We start from the raw sequence: 16,231 nt of genomic DNA on the forward strand, positions 1-16,231 counted from the left end.
AAAGCCTGCCAGTCTTGTTTAAAAAACAAACTACAATCAAATAGTTCGAGCCACTAAACTCGATATGTCGATTTAACAATCCGTAAAAATAAATACTTTTTCGCGTCTGACCAGTTAACTCATCCCATTAAATAACAATAGGTTAATTAAGTTAAAATAAAAAAACAATCTAGATCAAACAAAAAAACAACAAAAAAGTATAGATCTTGGTAAGACTGTGTATTTGTTCACTCGTTAAACACATGCTGTAATGCCATGGCTCATACACAGAAGATGACGAATGACTGGGTATTAGTAAATACATAGAAATTACCTATAACAATAAATAGAGGTTTGAATATGACAATCAAGCGTATCCTTCCTGCGATTTTGGGCGCTGGCATCGCAGCTTCCATTCCACTAGCAGAAGCAGCAACAACTATCACCATTGGCACCGTAAACAACGGTGATATGGTCCGAATGCAGGGTTTTACTGGTGAGTTTGAACAAAGCCACCCGGATATTAAACTAAAGTGGGTAGTTCTTGAAGAGAACGTGCTGCGCCAACGTTTAACCACAGATATTGCCACTCAAGGTGGTCAGTTTGATGTGATGACGATTGGTGCATATGAAGCGCCGATCTGGGGTAAAAAAGGCTGGTTAACCGCCATGGACAACCTGCCTGCTGCTTATGATGTTGACGACATCTTTCCGGCGGTAAAAGGCGCACTGTCTGCCGATGGCACCTTGTACGCACTACCTTTTTACGCAGAAAGCTCAATGACTTACTATCGTAAGGATCTGTTTGAAAAGAATGGTCTAGTGATGCCTAACCAACCTAGTTGGGATCAGGTAATGAGCTTTGCTCAAAAGCTGCATAAGCCAGACCAGGGTCAATACGGGATTTGTCTGCGCGGTAAAGCTGGCTGGGGCGAAAACATGGCATTAATTACGACGATGTCTAATGCTCATGGTGCGCGTTGGTTTGACGAAAATTGGAAGCCTGAATTTACTGGCCCAGAATGGACTAAAACACTTAGTTTATACGTTGACCTGCTAGGTAAATACGGACCTCCAGGTGCTGCTGCTAATGGCTTCAACGAAAACTTAGCCCTATTTAACAGTGGCAAGTGTGGCATGTGGGTTGATGCAACAGTCGCTGGTGCCTTTGTAACGGATAAGTCGCAAAGTAAAGTTGCTGATGATGTTGGTTTTGCCTTGGCTCCTCAACAAGTTACTAGTAAAGGGGCTGGCTGGCTCTGGTCTTGGGCGCTAGCAGTGCCAACAAGCTCTGACGCCAAAGAAGCTGCAACCGCCTTTGTTACTTGGGCCACCTCTAAAGAATACGGCCAATTGGTCGCTGCTAAGAGTGGTATTGCTAAAGTTCCTCCGGGCACTCGTGCATCAACCTATGACAATGCTCAATATATGGCTGCGGCACCTTTTGCTGCCAAAACACTTGAATCGTTAAACAAAGCAGACGCCAATGACGCGACGTTAAAACCCGTGCCTTATGTCGGTGTCCAGTTTGCGGCAATTCCAGAATTTCAGTCAATTGCTACGCAAGTAGGCAAGCTGTTTTCTGGTGCCCTAGCCGGTTCAATGAGCGTTGAGAAAGCCCTAAAAAGCGCACAACGTGTTACAACTCGCGAAATGAAACGTGCTCGTTACTACAAGTAACCGCTAAGTTTAATCTGCGTTTTATCCATGCACTGTAATTGCCGATGGCAGTTTACAGTGCATACCTTTCAGGCTATTAGCCTAATCTGTATTGTGTGAGTTTGCTATGAATACAACCACCTTAAAGCAAGATGTAACCAACACATCGACCAGCAAGGAAAGTCTCACGGGAATAGCCAAGCAAAATGCCAAGATGAGCCGATACATGGTATCGCCGTCAGTATTCGTATTAATGCTTTGGATGATTGTTCCACTGTCGATGACAATCTATTTTTCTTTAATCCGCTATAATTTGCTCTACCCCAACGACAATGGTTTTGTTGGCTTAGAGAATTTTGAATTTTTCCTCACCGACGAAAGTTTTGGTGCAGGCATGAGCAACACCCTGATATTGGTCGGTGCAGTTTTGTTGATCACTGTCATATTCGGGGTCCTTATATCGGTGTTAGTTAATCAGCCATTTTGGGGCCAAGGCATTGTCCGGGTCATGCTGATTTCACCTTTTTTCATTATGCCAACGGTTAACGCGCTGGTTTGGAAAAATTTACTGCTAGATCCTGTCGCTGGGGTGTTTACCGCGATTTGGAAATTCTTTGGTGCCCAGCCGATCGACTGGTTTACTGATTACCCCTTATTCTCAATTGTTATGATTGTTTCTTGGCAGTGGCTGCCCTTCGCTATTTTAATTTTGATGACCGCGCTGCAATCTTTAGATCAAGAACAACAAGAAGCCGCACGTCTTGATGGTGCTGGTCCTTGGGCGTTATTTCGCCACCTGACTCTGCCTCATTTAGCGCGACCAATCGCAGTAGTGGTAATGATCGAAACGATCTTTTTACTGTCGATTTTTGCCGAAATATTTACCACCACCGGTGGTGGTCCAGGCTACGAAACAACCAATTTGGCCTATTTAATTTATAGCCAAGCATTATTGCAATTTGACGTCGGCTTAGCTTCTGCCGGTGGTTTAATCGCAGTGTTACTGGCCAATATTGCCGCCTTCTTCCTCGTGCGGTTGGTTGGCAAAAGCCTGACCGAAAAGTAACTGATACTAAAGGTGATTTTATGTTAAACCTCAAACAACGTCGACGCATTCAAACGATTGCCATGGGCACTCTGGCTTGGATAGTGGCACTGACGATATTCTTCCCGATTTTCTGGATGATCCTAACCAGTTTTAAGACGGAGATTGATGCATTTGCTTCTCCGCCTCAGCTGATATTTAGCCCGACGTTGGAAAACTACATTTCGATTAATGATCGCAGTGACTATTTTCACTTCGCTTGGAACTCAGTAGTAGTGGCATTTGGTTCAACCATTATTGGCATGCTTATCGCGGTACCAGCGGCTTATTCAATGGCATTTTTTGAAACTAAGCGCACCAAGTCAACCTTACTGTGGATGTTATCAACCAAGATGCTGCCGCCAGTTGGCGTGCTAGTACCAATCTACTTGCTGTTTAGAGATTTGGGCTTACTTGACACCCGTCTCGGCCTAGTAATTATTTACACCCTAATCAACTTGCCGATTATGGTCTGGATGGCTTACACCTATTTCAAGGAAATCCCTAAAGACATTCTTGAGGCAGCCCGCATGGACGGCGCAACACTGTTGCAAGAAATCTGGCGCGTTTTGTTGCCAATGAGCAAAGGCGGACTTGCGTCGACGGTATTGTTGTCGTTAATTCTCAGCTGGAACGAAGCCTTTTGGTCGCTCAACCTAACTGCTTCAGAAGCAGCACCACTTACTGCGCTAGTCGCTTCATATTCTAGTCCTGAGGGACTGTTCTGGGCCAAGTTGTCGGCCGTATCAACGTTGGCCTGTGCGCCAATTCTAATTTTTGGCTGGGTCAGTCAAAAACAGTTGGTTCGCGGTTTGTCTTTCGGTGCAGTTAAATAATTAAGGTAGTCACATGGCTGATTTAACAATAAAAAATCTAAAAAAATCTTACGGTAATGTCGAAGTACTTAAAGGCATCAACCTTGAGATTACTGATAACGAGTTTGTAGTATTTGTTGGTCCTTCCGGCTGCGGAAAATCAACACTGCTGCGCTCAATTGCTGGTTTAGAAGAAGTGTCGAGCGGTAAAATATTTCTCGACAGTAAAGAGATCACCGAACTGGCCCCGGCCAAACGTGATTTGGCAATGGTATTCCAAAGTTATGCGCTTTACCCACATATGTCGGTACGTAAAAACATGTCTTTCGCCTTGGAACTAGCGGGTCTGGATAAAAAAACGATCAATGATAAAGTTGAGGATGCTGCTCGTATTTTAGAGTTAGAACCACTGCTTGAGCGTAAACCCAAAGACTTGTCTGGTGGTCAACGCCAACGTGTCGCCATTGGCCGTTCAATTGTGCGCCATCCTAAGGTATTTCTGTTTGATGAGCCACTGTCTAACCTCGATGCCGCCCTGCGGATCCAGATGCGACTAGAGCTAGCTCGCCTGCATCATGATCTTAAAGCCACCATGATTTACGTAACCCATGATCAGGTTGAAGCCATGACGCTAGCTGACAAAGTGGTTGTACTGAACCATGGTCAGATCGAGCAAGTTGGCTCGCCGATGGAGCTTTATCATCACCCAGCTAACAAATTTGTCGCAGGATTTTTAGGCATGCCAAGAATGAGCTTTTTAGAAGGCCAAGTCATTGGTACTGCTCAGGGCGGAGTTAAGGTACAACTTGATTCAGGTTGTACTGTTGAGGTGCCGGTATCTGGTGCAGGCTTGGCCAATGGCAGCAAGGTATCACTGGGCGTGCGACCTGAACATATTCACATTACCAAAGACAATGAAGGCCACTTCAGCGGTGTACTTGATGTTGCTGAACATCTGGGTAGTGATACGTACTGCTATGTAAAAACCGACGCTAAAGAAGCAATTACCGTACGGATCTCTGGTGATTTCTCTTGTAACTTTGGTGACACTGTCAGCCTAAGCCTCGATCTATCGCATTGTCATCTATTTGATGCACAGGGCCAGACCATTCACAAACTAAACCGAGCAGCAGCTTAGCAAAAGAAGCTCCTAACCCCTTATCCGCTCTCACGCCAGTTTCTGTAGCTCAGAAACTGGCGTCGGTGAGTTGTGACTTTTTGATAGCGGCCAATGGGAACTCCAAGGTAAAATTTATGAAATTGAACAATTGTGCATTACCCCAACTAGACAATCAGATAACGCGACCAAGCTACCCTCGTAATTACGACCAGCATGGTATCGTTCATATCGGGGTCGGTGGTTTTCATCGTGCTCATCAAGCCGTTTATACCGAGCGTTTGCTCGAAAGTGGCTGCCAAGGTTGGGCTATCTGCGGCGTAGGTTTACGCGATAGCGATCAAAAGATGCAGCAAATATTAGCCGATCAAGACCATCTCTATACGGTGATGGAACTCGATCATCAGCAAGAAACGGCTGTTAGCGTAATTGGTGCCATCACCAAATTTCTATTTGCGCCTGATAACCCGACAGCGGTAATCGACAAGCTAACCTGCCCACTCGTTCGCATTGTGTCATTAACCATTACCGAAGGTGGTTATAACGTTGACGACAATACTGGCCTGTTTGATCTAAACAACCCAGATATTATCCATGATTTAGAACATCCGACCGAGCCTCGCACAGTATTTGGTTATTTGACCGAAGCATTAGCACAACGTAAAGCGCTAGCACAAAAGCCATTTACGGTAATGTCTTGCGATAACCTGCCACATAATGGTGACGTTGCCCGTAAAGCACTGCTTGCTTTTGCTAATAAAAGAGATGCTGAGTTAGGTGCCTGGATTGAACAGCACGTTAGTTTTCCCAATAGCATGGTTGATCGTATTACCCCGATGACCACCCCTGAACACAGTAAATGGTTAACAGATAATTATGGCATTGAAGATCAATGGCCAGTAATTTGCGAACCTTTTATTCAGTGGGTACTAGAAGATAATTTTTGTAACGGCCGCCCACCTTGGGAACAGGTCGGTGTTCAATTTACGCAAGATGTCACCCCTTATGAAGGCATGAAAATTGGTTTGCTTAACGCTAGCCATTCAGCGATGGGTTACCTAGGTGACTTAGCCGGTTATAACTCGACCAACGAAGTGATGAACGAATCAGGATTTAATACTTTTATTCAACACTTTATGGATAAAGATGTTTCCCCAATCTTGGATGAAATTCCAGGGGTTAATCTTGAACAATACAAACAAACCTTGATTCAACGCTTTTCGAATCAAAAGATGGCAGACCAATTAAGCCGTCTTTGCATGGATGGCTCAAGCAAAATTCCTAAATTTCTGGTGCCTACAATTAATCAATTGATTAAGCAAGATCGGCCGTTAGAGCGAGTAGCCTTGATCATCGCAAGCTGGGCGTTGTATATTAACAGCCAAGATCTTGATAACATAAAGGATCCGATGGCGCAGCGACTTAAAGACGCAGTCAGCGAGCCGCTAGAATTAACGGATAATTTTCTCAATCTACATGATATTTTTGGTCATGAATTAATTAATTCGGACCGCTTTGTTGATGCATTCGAGCGAGCGGTAATGAAAATAGAATCATTTGGTGTCATGGTTAGCCTTGAAGCACTGGATGTAACGTAACTACTAATCAGGGAAGTACCATGTACGAACTTACAAAGTCGGCCTCTTGGCACAAGCTAGAGACTCTCGCTAAAAAAAATAGCGACGATCGCATTGCCGACTATTTTACCGCCGAGCCGCAACGCTTTAATGACATGAGCTTGCGTTTCGGCGGGCTTTTTCTGGACTATTCCAAGAATAAGATAACTAAAGAAGTTCTTGATTCCCTTGTGCAACTGGCGGAACACTCGCCATTGCGTCAACGCCGCGCTCAAATGCTGGCCGGCGACATTATTAATGTTACTGAAAAACGTCCTGTGTTACACATGGCCTTACGTAACCGTGGCAATGAACCGGTCATCGTTAATGGTCAAGATGTAATGCCGGATATTAGGAATGGCTTAGATAAACTAAAAGCATTCAGTGATCAGGTTCGCAGCGGTAATTGGTTTGGTTATTCAGGCAAGCCGATCAAGCATATTGTCAATATTGGCATTGGCGGCTCAGATCTTGGCCCCAACATGGTGTGCCGCGCGTTACTCAATTACAAACATCCAGAGCTTAAATTTCATTTTGTTTCCAACGTCGACGGTTTGCACATTAAAAAAGTGCTCAGCGGGCTAGATCCAGAAACAACTTTGTTCATTGTCTCAACTAAAACTTTTTCAACCCAAGAAACCTTGCTTAACGCCAATAGCGCCAAGCGCTGGTTTATGCAAAGCACGGGTCGGACCGAGGCCCAAATAGGCCAACACTTTGTCGCAGTCTCAACCAATAAACTCGCGGCGTTGGAATTTGGAATTAACCGAGACAATATCTTTGAATTTTGGGCTTGGGTCGGTGGCCGTTACTCGTTATGGTCAAGCATTGGTCTGCCGATTGCACTGAGCATTGGTTATGAAGGTTTCATTGAATTGCTTGAAGGTGCCTATGCGATGGATCGGCACTTTATTGAGGCACCTTTAAGTGAAAATATGCCGGTGCTAATGGCCTTAATCGGGATTTGGAATACCAACTTCCTTGGCGCCGAGACCCAAGCGATCATTCCTTATGATCAGGCATTGCATCAACTGCCCTCTTTTTTGCAACAGCTCGACATGGAAAGCAATGGTAAATCAGTCGACAGCAGCGGTAAACCGGTAGATTACACGACTGGCCCGATTATCTGGGGTCAAACTGGCTCGAATGGTCAGCACGCTTTTTTCCAGCTGCTGCATCAAGGCACCCGTTTTGTACCCATTGATTTTATTGCCTCATTACCCTGCGATAAAGAAAACAAAGACCACCAATTTGCATTACTAACCAATATGTTAGCTCAGGCAAATGCCTTTATGAACGGCGATGTGAAAGCAGGTAAACTTGATTATACGAGCTGCCCGGGCAACCGCCCTAGCAACGTTCTGTTGCTTGATGAACTAAATCCGCATAATCTTGGGGCGCTAATTGCGCTTTATGAACATAAAGTATTTGTGCAAGGCGCCATCTGGAACATTAATTCGTTCGACCAATGGGGCGTGCAATTAGGTAAGCGCTTAGCGACTGAAATTAGTCGTAATATTGAGCTGCAAAGCACCGATTATGATGGCTCAACTCAAGGCCTACTAGAAATAGTCAAGCAGCACCTTGGTCGCTGTGATTCAAGCTCAGATACAACACAATCATCAACCACTACAAAGCAAGGTTAAACAGATGGACAAAGTAATTTCTTTCGGCGAAGCCTTGGTGGACATGTTGTCCACTAAGATTGACAACAAAAACTCAGATAGCCCTGAGGCCTTCATTAAATTCCCTGGCGGTGCCCCAGCTAATGTCGCTGCTGCGATTGGTAAACTTGGCGGACGTAGCTATTTTGCAGGCAAGATCGGTCAAGACATGTTTGGCGACTTCATGCGCGAGTCGCTTGAGCAAGCACAGGTCCGCACCGACTATATATTGCAAACAGATCAAGCTAAAACTGCCCTAGCATTTGTCTCGCTTGATGATGAAGGTGAAAGAAGTTTCGAGTTTTATCGCAGCCCGTCTGCTGATTTGTTATTTACAGCAGATGACTTTAAAGCTGAGTGGTTTACTGAGTCAGGAATTTTTCATTACTGCTCTAACACATTAACTGAAGTGAACATTCAAAACGCGACAATGGCCGGCATTGAACGTGCAAAATCGGCCGGTTTCACGATTAGTTTTGATGTTAACTTACGCGTTAACCTGTGGCCGACTGGCCGTGATCCGTTTGAGCTGATTTGGCAGTGCATCAAGCAATCGGACATCATTAAGGTTTGTGTTGAAGAGCTCGATTTCTTGTGTCGCAATCAAACCAGAGAGCAAGTACTTAAAGAGATGCTAGCGGCTGGCGTGGCGTTAATTTTGGTTACCGATGGCGGCAATTCACTGAACTATTACACTCAGTCGGGTGAAGGCAAGATTACCCCACCTAAAGTGAAAATGGTTGACAGCACCGCCGCTGGCGATGCCTTTATGGGTGGTTTCCTATATGCGTTAGCCGAGCATAATGTCTCTAAAAAAGGACTGACAGCAGTTACTGCTGATATTGCAGCGCTTGAGACAATGCTAAACTTTGGTTGCAGCTGTGGCGCTCATGCGGTTACGCATCAAGGTGCATTTACCTCACTGGCAACCCAGGCCGATCTAGTCGCTTTAAAAGCGAGCTAGACCGACCTGACACCCTAGTGCTGTGATTTAGACCCACAGCCTAGGGCATGTTTAAATATCAGTTTCAATCTCGGAAACTTTGGTTAGCTGTAATTCGGGCCAAGCCTTTTAACAGGCGGTAAATAGCCCACACCCACACCCCAAGCAAAATAAACCAGCCAAAAAACACCCAAACTAAAATCGAACCAACCACCCACAGCCCAAGGCTCCATAAGAAAGTCGAAATAATATTTTGATAATGATCGTAAAAAATACTGTCGCGGGCATCCTCTTTTTTAAGCATGGCCCATACCAGTCCTACCACCCATAAAATACCGGTAAACAGCCCTGCTACCATCAGGCCATAAGCGATTAAGGCATGAGTTTTAGCCGCTTCATCATATGCGCTCATTGATTGATAGCGCTCTGGCGGTTGTAATGACATCAATAGTTTCCTTGTTTTTAAGCGCTCACTCTAAGCCCCGTTGAAGTAGCCATTAGTATATAGCAATAATGACCGTTGCAAGCAACGACAGCACCTTATGAACCAACAGTCTTAAAACTATCACCGGGATGTAATCAAACTGTCATTTTTAACCACTAAATTCTAAACAACTTAACTAATGTCCATTAACACAAGGGCTTGCCGTGCATAACCTCTTACATGAAATTTTAAACTATCAACAAATAACGACATTATTCCAGCCAATTTTTGATGTCGAGTTACAAGAAATTATTGGCTACGAAGCGCTGTCTCGTGGGCCACAGGACTCACCTCTATACTCTGCGAGTCGGTTATTTGAAGTTGCGACCCAGTGCGGATGCTTGTCGCAACTTGAGTTGCTGACCCGAAATCTCGCGATTGAGCGTTTCGCCGCTCAGAAATTGTCTGGCAAATTATTTCTTAATGTCAGTCCAATGTTATTAACTGATCCCAAACACCCGCACGGTGAGTTATTAAAAATTGTTAATAAGGTCGGCCTGTCCTGCGATCGGGTCATTATCGAGATCAGTGAACAATACCCAATTTTCTCTTCAGAGTTATTACATCAAGCCTTAGCAAGGTATCGTAATTACGGATTTTCGGTCGCTATTGATGATTTAGGGACCGGTTATGCTGGCTTAAAAGAGTGGTCCTATTTACGCCCCGACATTGTCAAAATTGATCGCTATTTTGTCGATGGCTGCCATCTAGATATCGTCAAACGTGAATTTCTACGGACTATTTTTGACTTAGGCAAAGCAACTAGCACCAGAGTTATCGCCGAAGGCATTGAGTGCAAGGAGGAGTTTGAATTATTGTGTGAACTGGGCATGGTTTACGCGCAAGGTTTTTTATTGGCCAAACCTGCCGTTGTTCCAACCAAGGTATTCCCGAGTATTGAGGTCGAAAAGCCAACATCATATCAACATAATAATAGTGCTGACACGATCAAACAGCTAGCAAGTTCGTCCTCCACTTGTGATATTACTGAAAAAATTGGCACCCTCTATAAAATCTTAGTCGCTAATCCGAAAATTCAATGTATTCCAGTATTACAGAACCAGATCCCGGTTGGTTTAGTTAACCGTCATCAACTAATGGAACGCTTCTCAGATATTTATGGCCACGCACTGTTAGCAGGTAAAAATATTGACGAATTTATGGATCTTAAGCCAGTAGTTTTAGACCAATTAACATCATTAGACCAAGCCAGTCTTTTTATTACTCAGCGTAATGATGAAGAGTTTAGCCAATATTTCATCATTACATCGCATGAAAAGTATCTTGGCATAGCTTCAAGCCGCGAGCTGCTGCGCCGAATAACGGAGGTTAAAATTGAAAATGCCCGTTACGCTAACCCGTTAACTATGCTGCCTGGCAACGTGCCGATTGAAAAAGAAATTGATTACCTGCTCGCCCAACAACAGTCTTTTCAACTAGCCTATGTTGATGTCGACCACTTTAAACCTTTTAATGATGTTTACGGTTATGCAGTCGGTGATTTATTACTGAAATTATTGGCGCAAATTATTTGCTCTAATTGCCGCCGCAACGATATTTTTGTCGGCCATATCGGTGGTGATGATTTTATCATTTTATTTAAACATGGTAATTCGCAAGCGATATGTAAAAATATCTTGGCGGATTTCAAACAACAAACGTTACAGTTTTTTGATCGCAAGGCAATCGATAATCAAGGGTACCTTGCGACTAGCCGTAATGGCGAACAGCTATTTTTCGAGTTAGTCAGTTTATCTATTGGCGTCGTATCACCCGATGTTTACTGCTTTAGGTCTCATGTCGAAATATCTCATCAGGCCAGTGAAGCCAAGAAACAGGCTAAAAAAATTAAAGGTAATAGCCTATTTTATTGTCGACGACACCAACAAAGCAGCGCACTAATAATGGCAGAAAAAAGTGCATAAACTCACAGCTTTATCGAATAAATTTGGTTAACTCGGCCATCACTGACTGACGATAACAGTCAAGTTCAAAAAACAATTCATGGCGGGCCGCCTTGATGGTCACCAATGTAATTAAATCTGGCTGCATGTGAGCTGCAAAAGTATCTTGATCGCTATTTTTTACAATAGTGTCGTCACCAGCTTGCAACAATAAGGTCGCAATGGTGATTTTAGCCGCTTGCTCGACACACAAGTCCGCCGCTGTTATCGCTTCGGTTAACCACAAATTAGAAGGCGCGCCGAGCTGAATTTGCGGGAACCTGTCATAAACGGTGCGAAAATCTTGATAACGCAGCGGACACTGCGTTAGGTTATTACCAGCGAATGGCCGAACACTATAAGGCTGGCCTCCTAACACATAACTTGGTTGGTCACTTATTTTAGCCGCATAGAACTTAGCTAACTGGGTCACAAACCGTACTGCGGCAATCGGCATCGGCAGTTCAATGCCAAACATCGGACTGGCTAAGATTAACTGTTCGATTGAATGATCGCAGGTTTGCACATAACGTGCAGCAATAGCAGCGCCCATCGAATGACCTAATAAAATATGGCGAGTATGCCGCGCAGGCAAGACAACTTGGTTAATTAGCATATCCAAATCGGCAATATAGTGATTAAAGTCATCGAGGTGCCCCAGCTGAGCATCTTGTGCCAAGCGTTGTGACAACCCTTGCCCTCGATGATCATACAGATACACGCTATAGCCCAATTGATAAAGCTCGGTCGCTAGCTCACTATATTTTAAATAGCTTTCAATCCGGCCATTAGACACAATTACCGCCGGTGATGGTTGCGGCTGCAGCATCATTGCATAATTAATTCTGACATTGTTCGTGCCATTGAATTGATTTTGTTGTAAGTTTTCTAGCCAGCGATCAAGTTGAATCACAACGGGGTCTTTTCCTTTTCCATTTGCTACCTATAATGACAGACTATGCAAAATATTGAAAACACATCCATTTGCCAACAAACCAAGATCCCTTACCTCAAGCTAACGCAGGGCAGTAAGCCTTGTTTGTTTGTCCATGCCAATGGTTATCCAAGTCACTGCTACCTCCCTCTGCTTGAACAATTAATGGGTTACACCATTTTCGCGCCACTATCACGCCCTTGTTGGGACGAGACAGATCCGAATGCCCGAGATCAATGGCCACTGCTTGAGCAAGACTTTTTAGCCTTTGCTCGTGCCAGGTATCAAGAAACAGGGCAAAAAATTACCGCAATTGGTCACTCGATGGGCTGTATCGTGGTATTAAAGGTGGTTAATAGCGCGCCAGAACTGTTTGATAAAGTAGTATTCATTGAACCTATATTTCTCAATAGCGCCACGGTTGAAATTGCTAATCTGCTGCCTAGTACCATCAAAAAACGTTTAAAATTAGTCTCAAAAACTCTTAACCGACCAGATCAGTGGCCAAGCCTGCAACATGCATTCGACTTCCATCGCCCCAAAAGAGCTTTTAAACAACTCAGCGATCCGGCGTTATGGCAATATATTGTCGGTGCCACTAAATCTGATGAGAATCAATGGTGTTTAAGTTACCCCAAGGCTTGGGAAGCATGGTTTTATCAAAATCCACCACGGGCTTGGCGCCAGTTGAAGCAGCTTGAATTACCAGTATTAGGGCTGCGAGGAGAAAAGTCAGAGTTTTTGAGCGCAAGCAACTGGCAAAAATGGCAAAAGATATTACCTTACAATAAATACATCGAATTTAAAGGCCAGCATCACTTATTACCGCTCGAAGCACCTAAAGCGGTCGCGCATGCTATTTTGGATTTTCTCGACTAAGTTCAAACATCTCGGGTTAAGCGCTCACGGCTCTCGATTTACCCCCAATGACAGGTATAATAAAGCAAATGCCCGCCGCTTGGCTTAGTAACATCGTCACGGGGGCTTCTGCTATTGCCATTATAAAGGTTTGTTATGCTAAGTTATCGCCACAGTTTTCACGCGGGCAATTTTGCTGATGTGTTAAAACACACTGTTCAATCATTAATCATTGAATCTCTGAAACAAAAACCGACGCCGTTCGTTTATCACGATACTCATTCAGCCGCTGGACGTTATGATTTGAGAGATGCTAAAAGCGAAAAAACCGGCGAATACAAAGAAGGTATTGCGCGACTGTGGCACCGTGATGATATACCGGACTTAATGCAGCCGTACATCGACACCATTGAAGCGTTGAATCCAAATGGCGATTTAACTTACTACCCAGGTTCACCGATGGTTGCATGGCAGCTAATGGAACAACAAAACCGACTTGAATTAACTGAATTGCACCCAACCGATATTGAGCTGCTTAGACAAGAGTTTGCTGGTCAGCGCAAAGTAAGAATTCAGCAAATCGATGGTTACAAAGGCTTAAAAGGCGCGATGCCGCCAGCACAACGCCGTGCTTTGGTATTGATAGATCCGCCTTATGAATTAAAGACTGAACACGATGACGCCATTAAAGGTATTGTTGAATCACACCGCCGTTTTGCAACGGGTATTTACGCTTTATGGTACCCAGTGGTTTCACGCGCTCAAGTTGAGCGTTTTTGTCAGAAATTTTCTGAGCAAGGCATTAAGAAAATACTGCGTATTGAGTTGTGTGTCAAAGGTGATACTAACGAGTTTGGTATGACAGGCTCTGGCATGATCATTGTTAACCCACCCTGGAAGTTAGAACAACAAATGCGAGAATTATTGCCGTGGCTAACCAAGCAACTTAAACAAGATAACAGCGCGCATTTTACCCTTGAATGGCTCGTTGAAGAATAACAATATTCCCTGATGACAGTGGTGGCTATTGAGCCGCCCTGTCACCCAAAGTAACTCCTTTTCACACCCTATTGTCAGTTTATTTATCGCTACGTTTGAAAACATTATTATTCAATACCAAGATAGATTTAATGTTATTTTTCAAGCAAGAATGCCAATAGATGATTAGCTCAAAATTACCTAGAGAAATATCGCTCGAGGGCTCTTTAGCCTTAAGACAAAATACCTTTCTTAAAATTTTTGCAGTATTGCTTAACCTATATCTCGTGCCGTTAACCTATTACTGGTTTAGCCATGACAACTTGGTGCTCGCAACAGCGCAGTTATTATTTTTGTTTAGTTACAATCTGATGTTTTGCTACGCGCTATTAAATAAGCCCTCACCAATTTCCTTTCATCTAATTATCGTAACGTTAGGGCTCGCCTTAGTATTAGCAGTCTATTATATTGGTCCGCTGCCGATTCTTTGGACTTATCAGGTATTAGTCGCGATATATTTTTTAACCCCGCTGCGAATGGCAAACTTATGTAATACGCTGATCGTATTACCCATTTCATTGATGTTATTTATTAATCATGAATTGGCGATGACGTTAAGGTATCTTGGTTCGACGGTTGCGACGATGATTTTAGGTAATGCGATTGTGCTAACAATTCATTCTTTACAGCAACAGCTGCTTACTCATTCGATTACCGATCCATTAACGGGTGCTTTTAACCGCCGACATATGGATTTGATTTTAGGTCAGAAAATTCAACAAAATGACCGTAACCAAGTCACTAGCGCTATTTTGTTAATCGATATAGATTTCTTTAAAAAAATAAACGATCAGCATGGCCATGATATTGGTGATCTTGTTTTGCAGCAGTTGGTAAACACGCTGTTTATTCATGTCAGAAAAACCGATACGATTTTTCGGCTCGGCGGTGAAGATTTTTTGATCTTGCTCGATCATACCAACAGTAAACAAGCATTAATTATTGCAGAGAACTTACGTAAGACTCTGGCACAAATGAATGTCAATCAAGGTGAACAGCAAATAACTGTCAGCGTAGGCGTGGCTGAATTAAGCCCAGGCATGTCGTCAGCACAATGGTTAAAGCTCGCTGATTCTTGCTTGTATCGGGCAAAAAAACAGGGCCGAAATAAGGTAATAGCTGCCTCACGAGATAATTTCATCGCCATTAAATAGCTGGCCTGAATAATCACTAGCCAATAAAAAAGCGCCCGCAGGCGCTTTTTGTCACTTATAAAAATAAGTAAGACTAGAGAATAATTTAAGCTTTTTGCTCTCTTGAAAACGCCGAAATATGTTCTACTCGCTTGGTCATGCGTGTATGACTAGAATAAATTTCATTAATAAAACCGGCTAAAGATGGTACTCGTGCTTCTTGCTCAACAAAGGTCTGCATATCAAGTTCTTTACCTAACTTATCGCTACCACAAGCAAGCTTAATTAGCGCGGTAGTAGCGACGTCGACATCTGCTACTAAGCTATAAGCAATGCGGTCTGCTGTTAGCTCACAGGCACGGCTGTAGGCACTTCCTAAGAATGGTACAAACATTGCTGGCTTCATGACTAGGTTTAACCAAAAACCAGTATGACCTGCAGCATGATGAGCAAGCTCATGAGCTAATACCATCTCGATGCTTTTGTTATCATCTGTTTTTAGTAAATCGATTAGTGAGCTGTACATTAGTACAAACTTTTTATTAAGGAATTTAATCGCGATAGCATTCATGGTGCCTTCTGAATTAATAATAAAAAATTCAGGCACATCCTTTAATCCCAATTTTTCAGATAATTCAACTTTAATATTATGCAGGGCCGGAAACTGACCTTCATTAACATGTATTGCATTGCCATATACCGAGGCCTCAAAAAACTTCTGAGTAATCCATAACGAAAAAGCAATCACGGGTAAAAAGATCGCGATAGCAAAAAACAGCGGGATCCAGATTAAGATGCCAACGATGACACAAATGGCACGGTAGACACTTTCTTTGGGGTGGCGAAATTGATTTACATTCATAGTACGTTCCTTGTTTATAATTGATATGTTACTGGTTATCCAATAACGGTTTATTTTCATTTTTAATACTAATTGTCCAAAAAACGTGGGGCATTTATACAA

14 protein-coding genes are annotated in these 16,231 nt (G+C 43.4%); 11 read left to right on the top strand and 3 right to left on the bottom strand.

What is annotated here, in order from left to right; genetic code table 11:
• Window positions 1–339: 339 nt before the first annotated feature.
• The 7 genes from HRU23_04970 (at window position 340) to HRU23_05000 (ending at window position 8,898) form a co-directional block, all read left to right on the top strand.
• Window positions 340–1,659: a sugar ABC transporter substrate-binding protein gene (locus tag HRU23_04970; GenBank protein NRA53475.1), complete on the top strand. Its 1,320-nt coding sequence runs from the start codon at window positions 340–342 to the stop codon at window positions 1,657–1,659.
• A 106-nt stretch (window positions 1,660–1,765) separates the two neighbouring features.
• A complete protein-coding gene (locus HRU23_04975) occupies window positions 1,766–2,704 on the top strand; it encodes a sugar ABC transporter permease (protein ID NRA53476.1) in 939 nt (312 codons plus the stop codon).
• Window positions 2,705–2,724: 20 nt separating this feature from the next.
• On the top strand, window positions 2,725–3,558 hold the full coding sequence (locus tag HRU23_04980) for a carbohydrate ABC transporter permease (protein NRA53477.1): 834 nt from the start codon (window positions 2,725–2,727) through the stop codon (window positions 3,556–3,558).
• Window positions 3,559–3,571: 13 nt separating this feature from the next.
• On the top strand, window positions 3,572–4,675 hold the full coding sequence (gene ugpC, locus HRU23_04985) for a sn-glycerol-3-phosphate ABC transporter ATP-binding protein UgpC (protein NRA53478.1): 1,104 nt from the start codon (window positions 3,572–3,574) through the stop codon (window positions 4,673–4,675).
• A gap of 116 nt (window positions 4,676–4,791) precedes the next feature.
• On the top strand, window positions 4,792–6,252 hold the full coding sequence (locus tag HRU23_04990; GenBank protein ID NRA53479.1) for a mannitol dehydrogenase family protein: 1,461 nt from the start codon (window positions 4,792–4,794) through the stop codon (window positions 6,250–6,252).
• A 20-nt stretch (window positions 6,253–6,272) separates the two neighbouring features.
• Window positions 6,273–7,916 carry a glucose-6-phosphate isomerase gene (gene pgi / locus HRU23_04995; GenBank protein ID NRA53480.1) on the top strand — a complete coding sequence of 548 codons (1,644 nt, stop codon included), beginning with the start codon at window positions 6,273–6,275 and terminating at the stop codon, window positions 7,914–7,916.
• A gap of 4 nt (window positions 7,917–7,920) precedes the next feature.
• Window positions 7,921–8,898, top strand: a complete 978-nt coding sequence (locus HRU23_05000) for a carbohydrate kinase (protein ID NRA53481.1) — start codon at window positions 7,921–7,923, stop codon at window positions 8,896–8,898.
• Window positions 8,899–8,962: 64 nt separating this feature from the next.
• Here the strand turns inward: HRU23_05000 and HRU23_05005 are convergent, their stop codons facing one another.
• Entirely contained in the window at window positions 8,963–9,322 is a 360-nt protein-coding gene (locus HRU23_05005) for a hypothetical protein (GenBank protein ID NRA53482.1), read from the bottom strand.
• Between the two features lie 203 nt (window positions 9,323–9,525).
• Between HRU23_05005 and HRU23_05010 the strand changes: the two genes are divergently transcribed.
• Window positions 9,526–11,286 carry a GGDEF domain-containing protein gene (locus tag HRU23_05010; GenBank protein NRA53483.1) on the top strand — a complete coding sequence of 587 codons (1,761 nt, stop codon included), beginning with the start codon at window positions 9,526–9,528 and terminating at the stop codon, window positions 11,284–11,286.
• Between the two features lie 10 nt (window positions 11,287–11,296).
• Here the strand turns inward: HRU23_05010 and HRU23_05015 are convergent, their stop codons facing one another.
• Window positions 11,297–12,217 (bottom strand): alpha/beta fold hydrolase, encoded by a 921-nt coding sequence (locus HRU23_05015; GenBank protein ID NRA53484.1) that lies wholly within the window; start codon window positions 12,215–12,217, stop codon window positions 11,297–11,299.
• Between the two features lie 45 nt (window positions 12,218–12,262).
• On the opposite strand from HRU23_05015, the gene HRU23_05020 reads away from it, so the two are divergent.
• From HRU23_05020 to HRU23_05030, 3 genes are all read left to right on the top strand, one after another.
• The gene (locus tag HRU23_05020; protein ID NRA53485.1) at window positions 12,263–13,117 is read left to right on the top strand and encodes an alpha/beta hydrolase; all 855 of its coding nucleotides are present in this window, start codon (window positions 12,263–12,265) and stop codon (window positions 13,115–13,117) included.
• A 135-nt stretch (window positions 13,118–13,252) separates the two neighbouring features.
• Complete coding sequence (locus HRU23_05025; GenBank protein ID NRA53486.1) at window positions 13,253–14,095, top strand: 23S rRNA (adenine(2030)-N(6))-methyltransferase RlmJ; 843 nt, start codon at window positions 13,253–13,255, stop codon at window positions 14,093–14,095.
• A 161-nt stretch (window positions 14,096–14,256) separates the two neighbouring features.
• Entirely contained in the window at window positions 14,257–15,288 is a 1,032-nt protein-coding gene (locus HRU23_05030) for a GGDEF domain-containing protein (GenBank protein ID NRA53487.1), read from the top strand.
• Between the two features lie 85 nt (window positions 15,289–15,373).
• Here the strand turns inward: HRU23_05030 and HRU23_05035 are convergent, their stop codons facing one another.
• Window positions 15,374–16,129, bottom strand: a complete 756-nt coding sequence (locus HRU23_05035; GenBank protein ID NRA53488.1) for a M48 family metallopeptidase — start codon at window positions 16,127–16,129, stop codon at window positions 15,374–15,376.
• Window positions 16,130–16,231 lie beyond the last annotated feature (102 nt).

Source organism: Gammaproteobacteria bacterium (genome assembly GCA_013214945.1).
Taxonomy (GTDB): Bacteria; Pseudomonadota; Gammaproteobacteria; order Enterobacterales; family Psychrobiaceae; genus Psychrobium.

Excerpts from the sequence above, each read along its gene's own strand:
- HRU23_04970 (NRA53475.1), top strand. The coding sequence starts at position 340 with ATGACAATCAAGCGTATCCTTCCTGCGATTTTGGGCGCTGGCATCGCA.
- HRU23_04975 (NRA53476.1), top strand. The coding sequence starts at position 1,766 with ATGAATACAACCACCTTAAAGCAAGATGTAACCAACACATCGACCAGC.
- HRU23_04980 (NRA53477.1), top strand. The coding sequence starts at position 2,725 with ATGTTAAACCTCAAACAACGTCGACGCATTCAAACGATTGCCATGGGC.
- ugpC (NRA53478.1), top strand. The coding sequence starts at position 3,572 with ATGGCTGATTTAACAATAAAAAATCTAAAAAAATCTTACGGTAATGTC.
- HRU23_04990 (NRA53479.1), top strand. The coding sequence starts at position 4,792 with ATGAAATTGAACAATTGTGCATTACCCCAACTAGACAATCAGATAACG.
- pgi (NRA53480.1), top strand. The coding sequence starts at position 6,273 with ATGTACGAACTTACAAAGTCGGCCTCTTGGCACAAGCTAGAGACTCTC.
- HRU23_05000 (NRA53481.1), top strand. The coding sequence starts at position 7,921 with ATGGACAAAGTAATTTCTTTCGGCGAAGCCTTGGTGGACATGTTGTCC.
- HRU23_05005 (NRA53482.1), bottom strand. The coding sequence starts at position 9,322 with ATGTCATTACAACCGCCAGAGCGCTATCAATCAATGAGCGCATATGAT.
- HRU23_05020 (NRA53485.1), top strand. The coding sequence starts at position 12,263 with ATGCAAAATATTGAAAACACATCCATTTGCCAACAAACCAAGATCCCT.
- HRU23_05025 (NRA53486.1), top strand. The coding sequence starts at position 13,253 with ATGCTAAGTTATCGCCACAGTTTTCACGCGGGCAATTTTGCTGATGTG.
- HRU23_05030 (NRA53487.1), top strand. The coding sequence starts at position 14,257 with ATGATTAGCTCAAAATTACCTAGAGAAATATCGCTCGAGGGCTCTTTA.
- HRU23_05035 (NRA53488.1), bottom strand. The coding sequence starts at position 16,129 with ATGAATGTAAATCAATTTCGCCACCCCAAAGAAAGTGTCTACCGTGCC.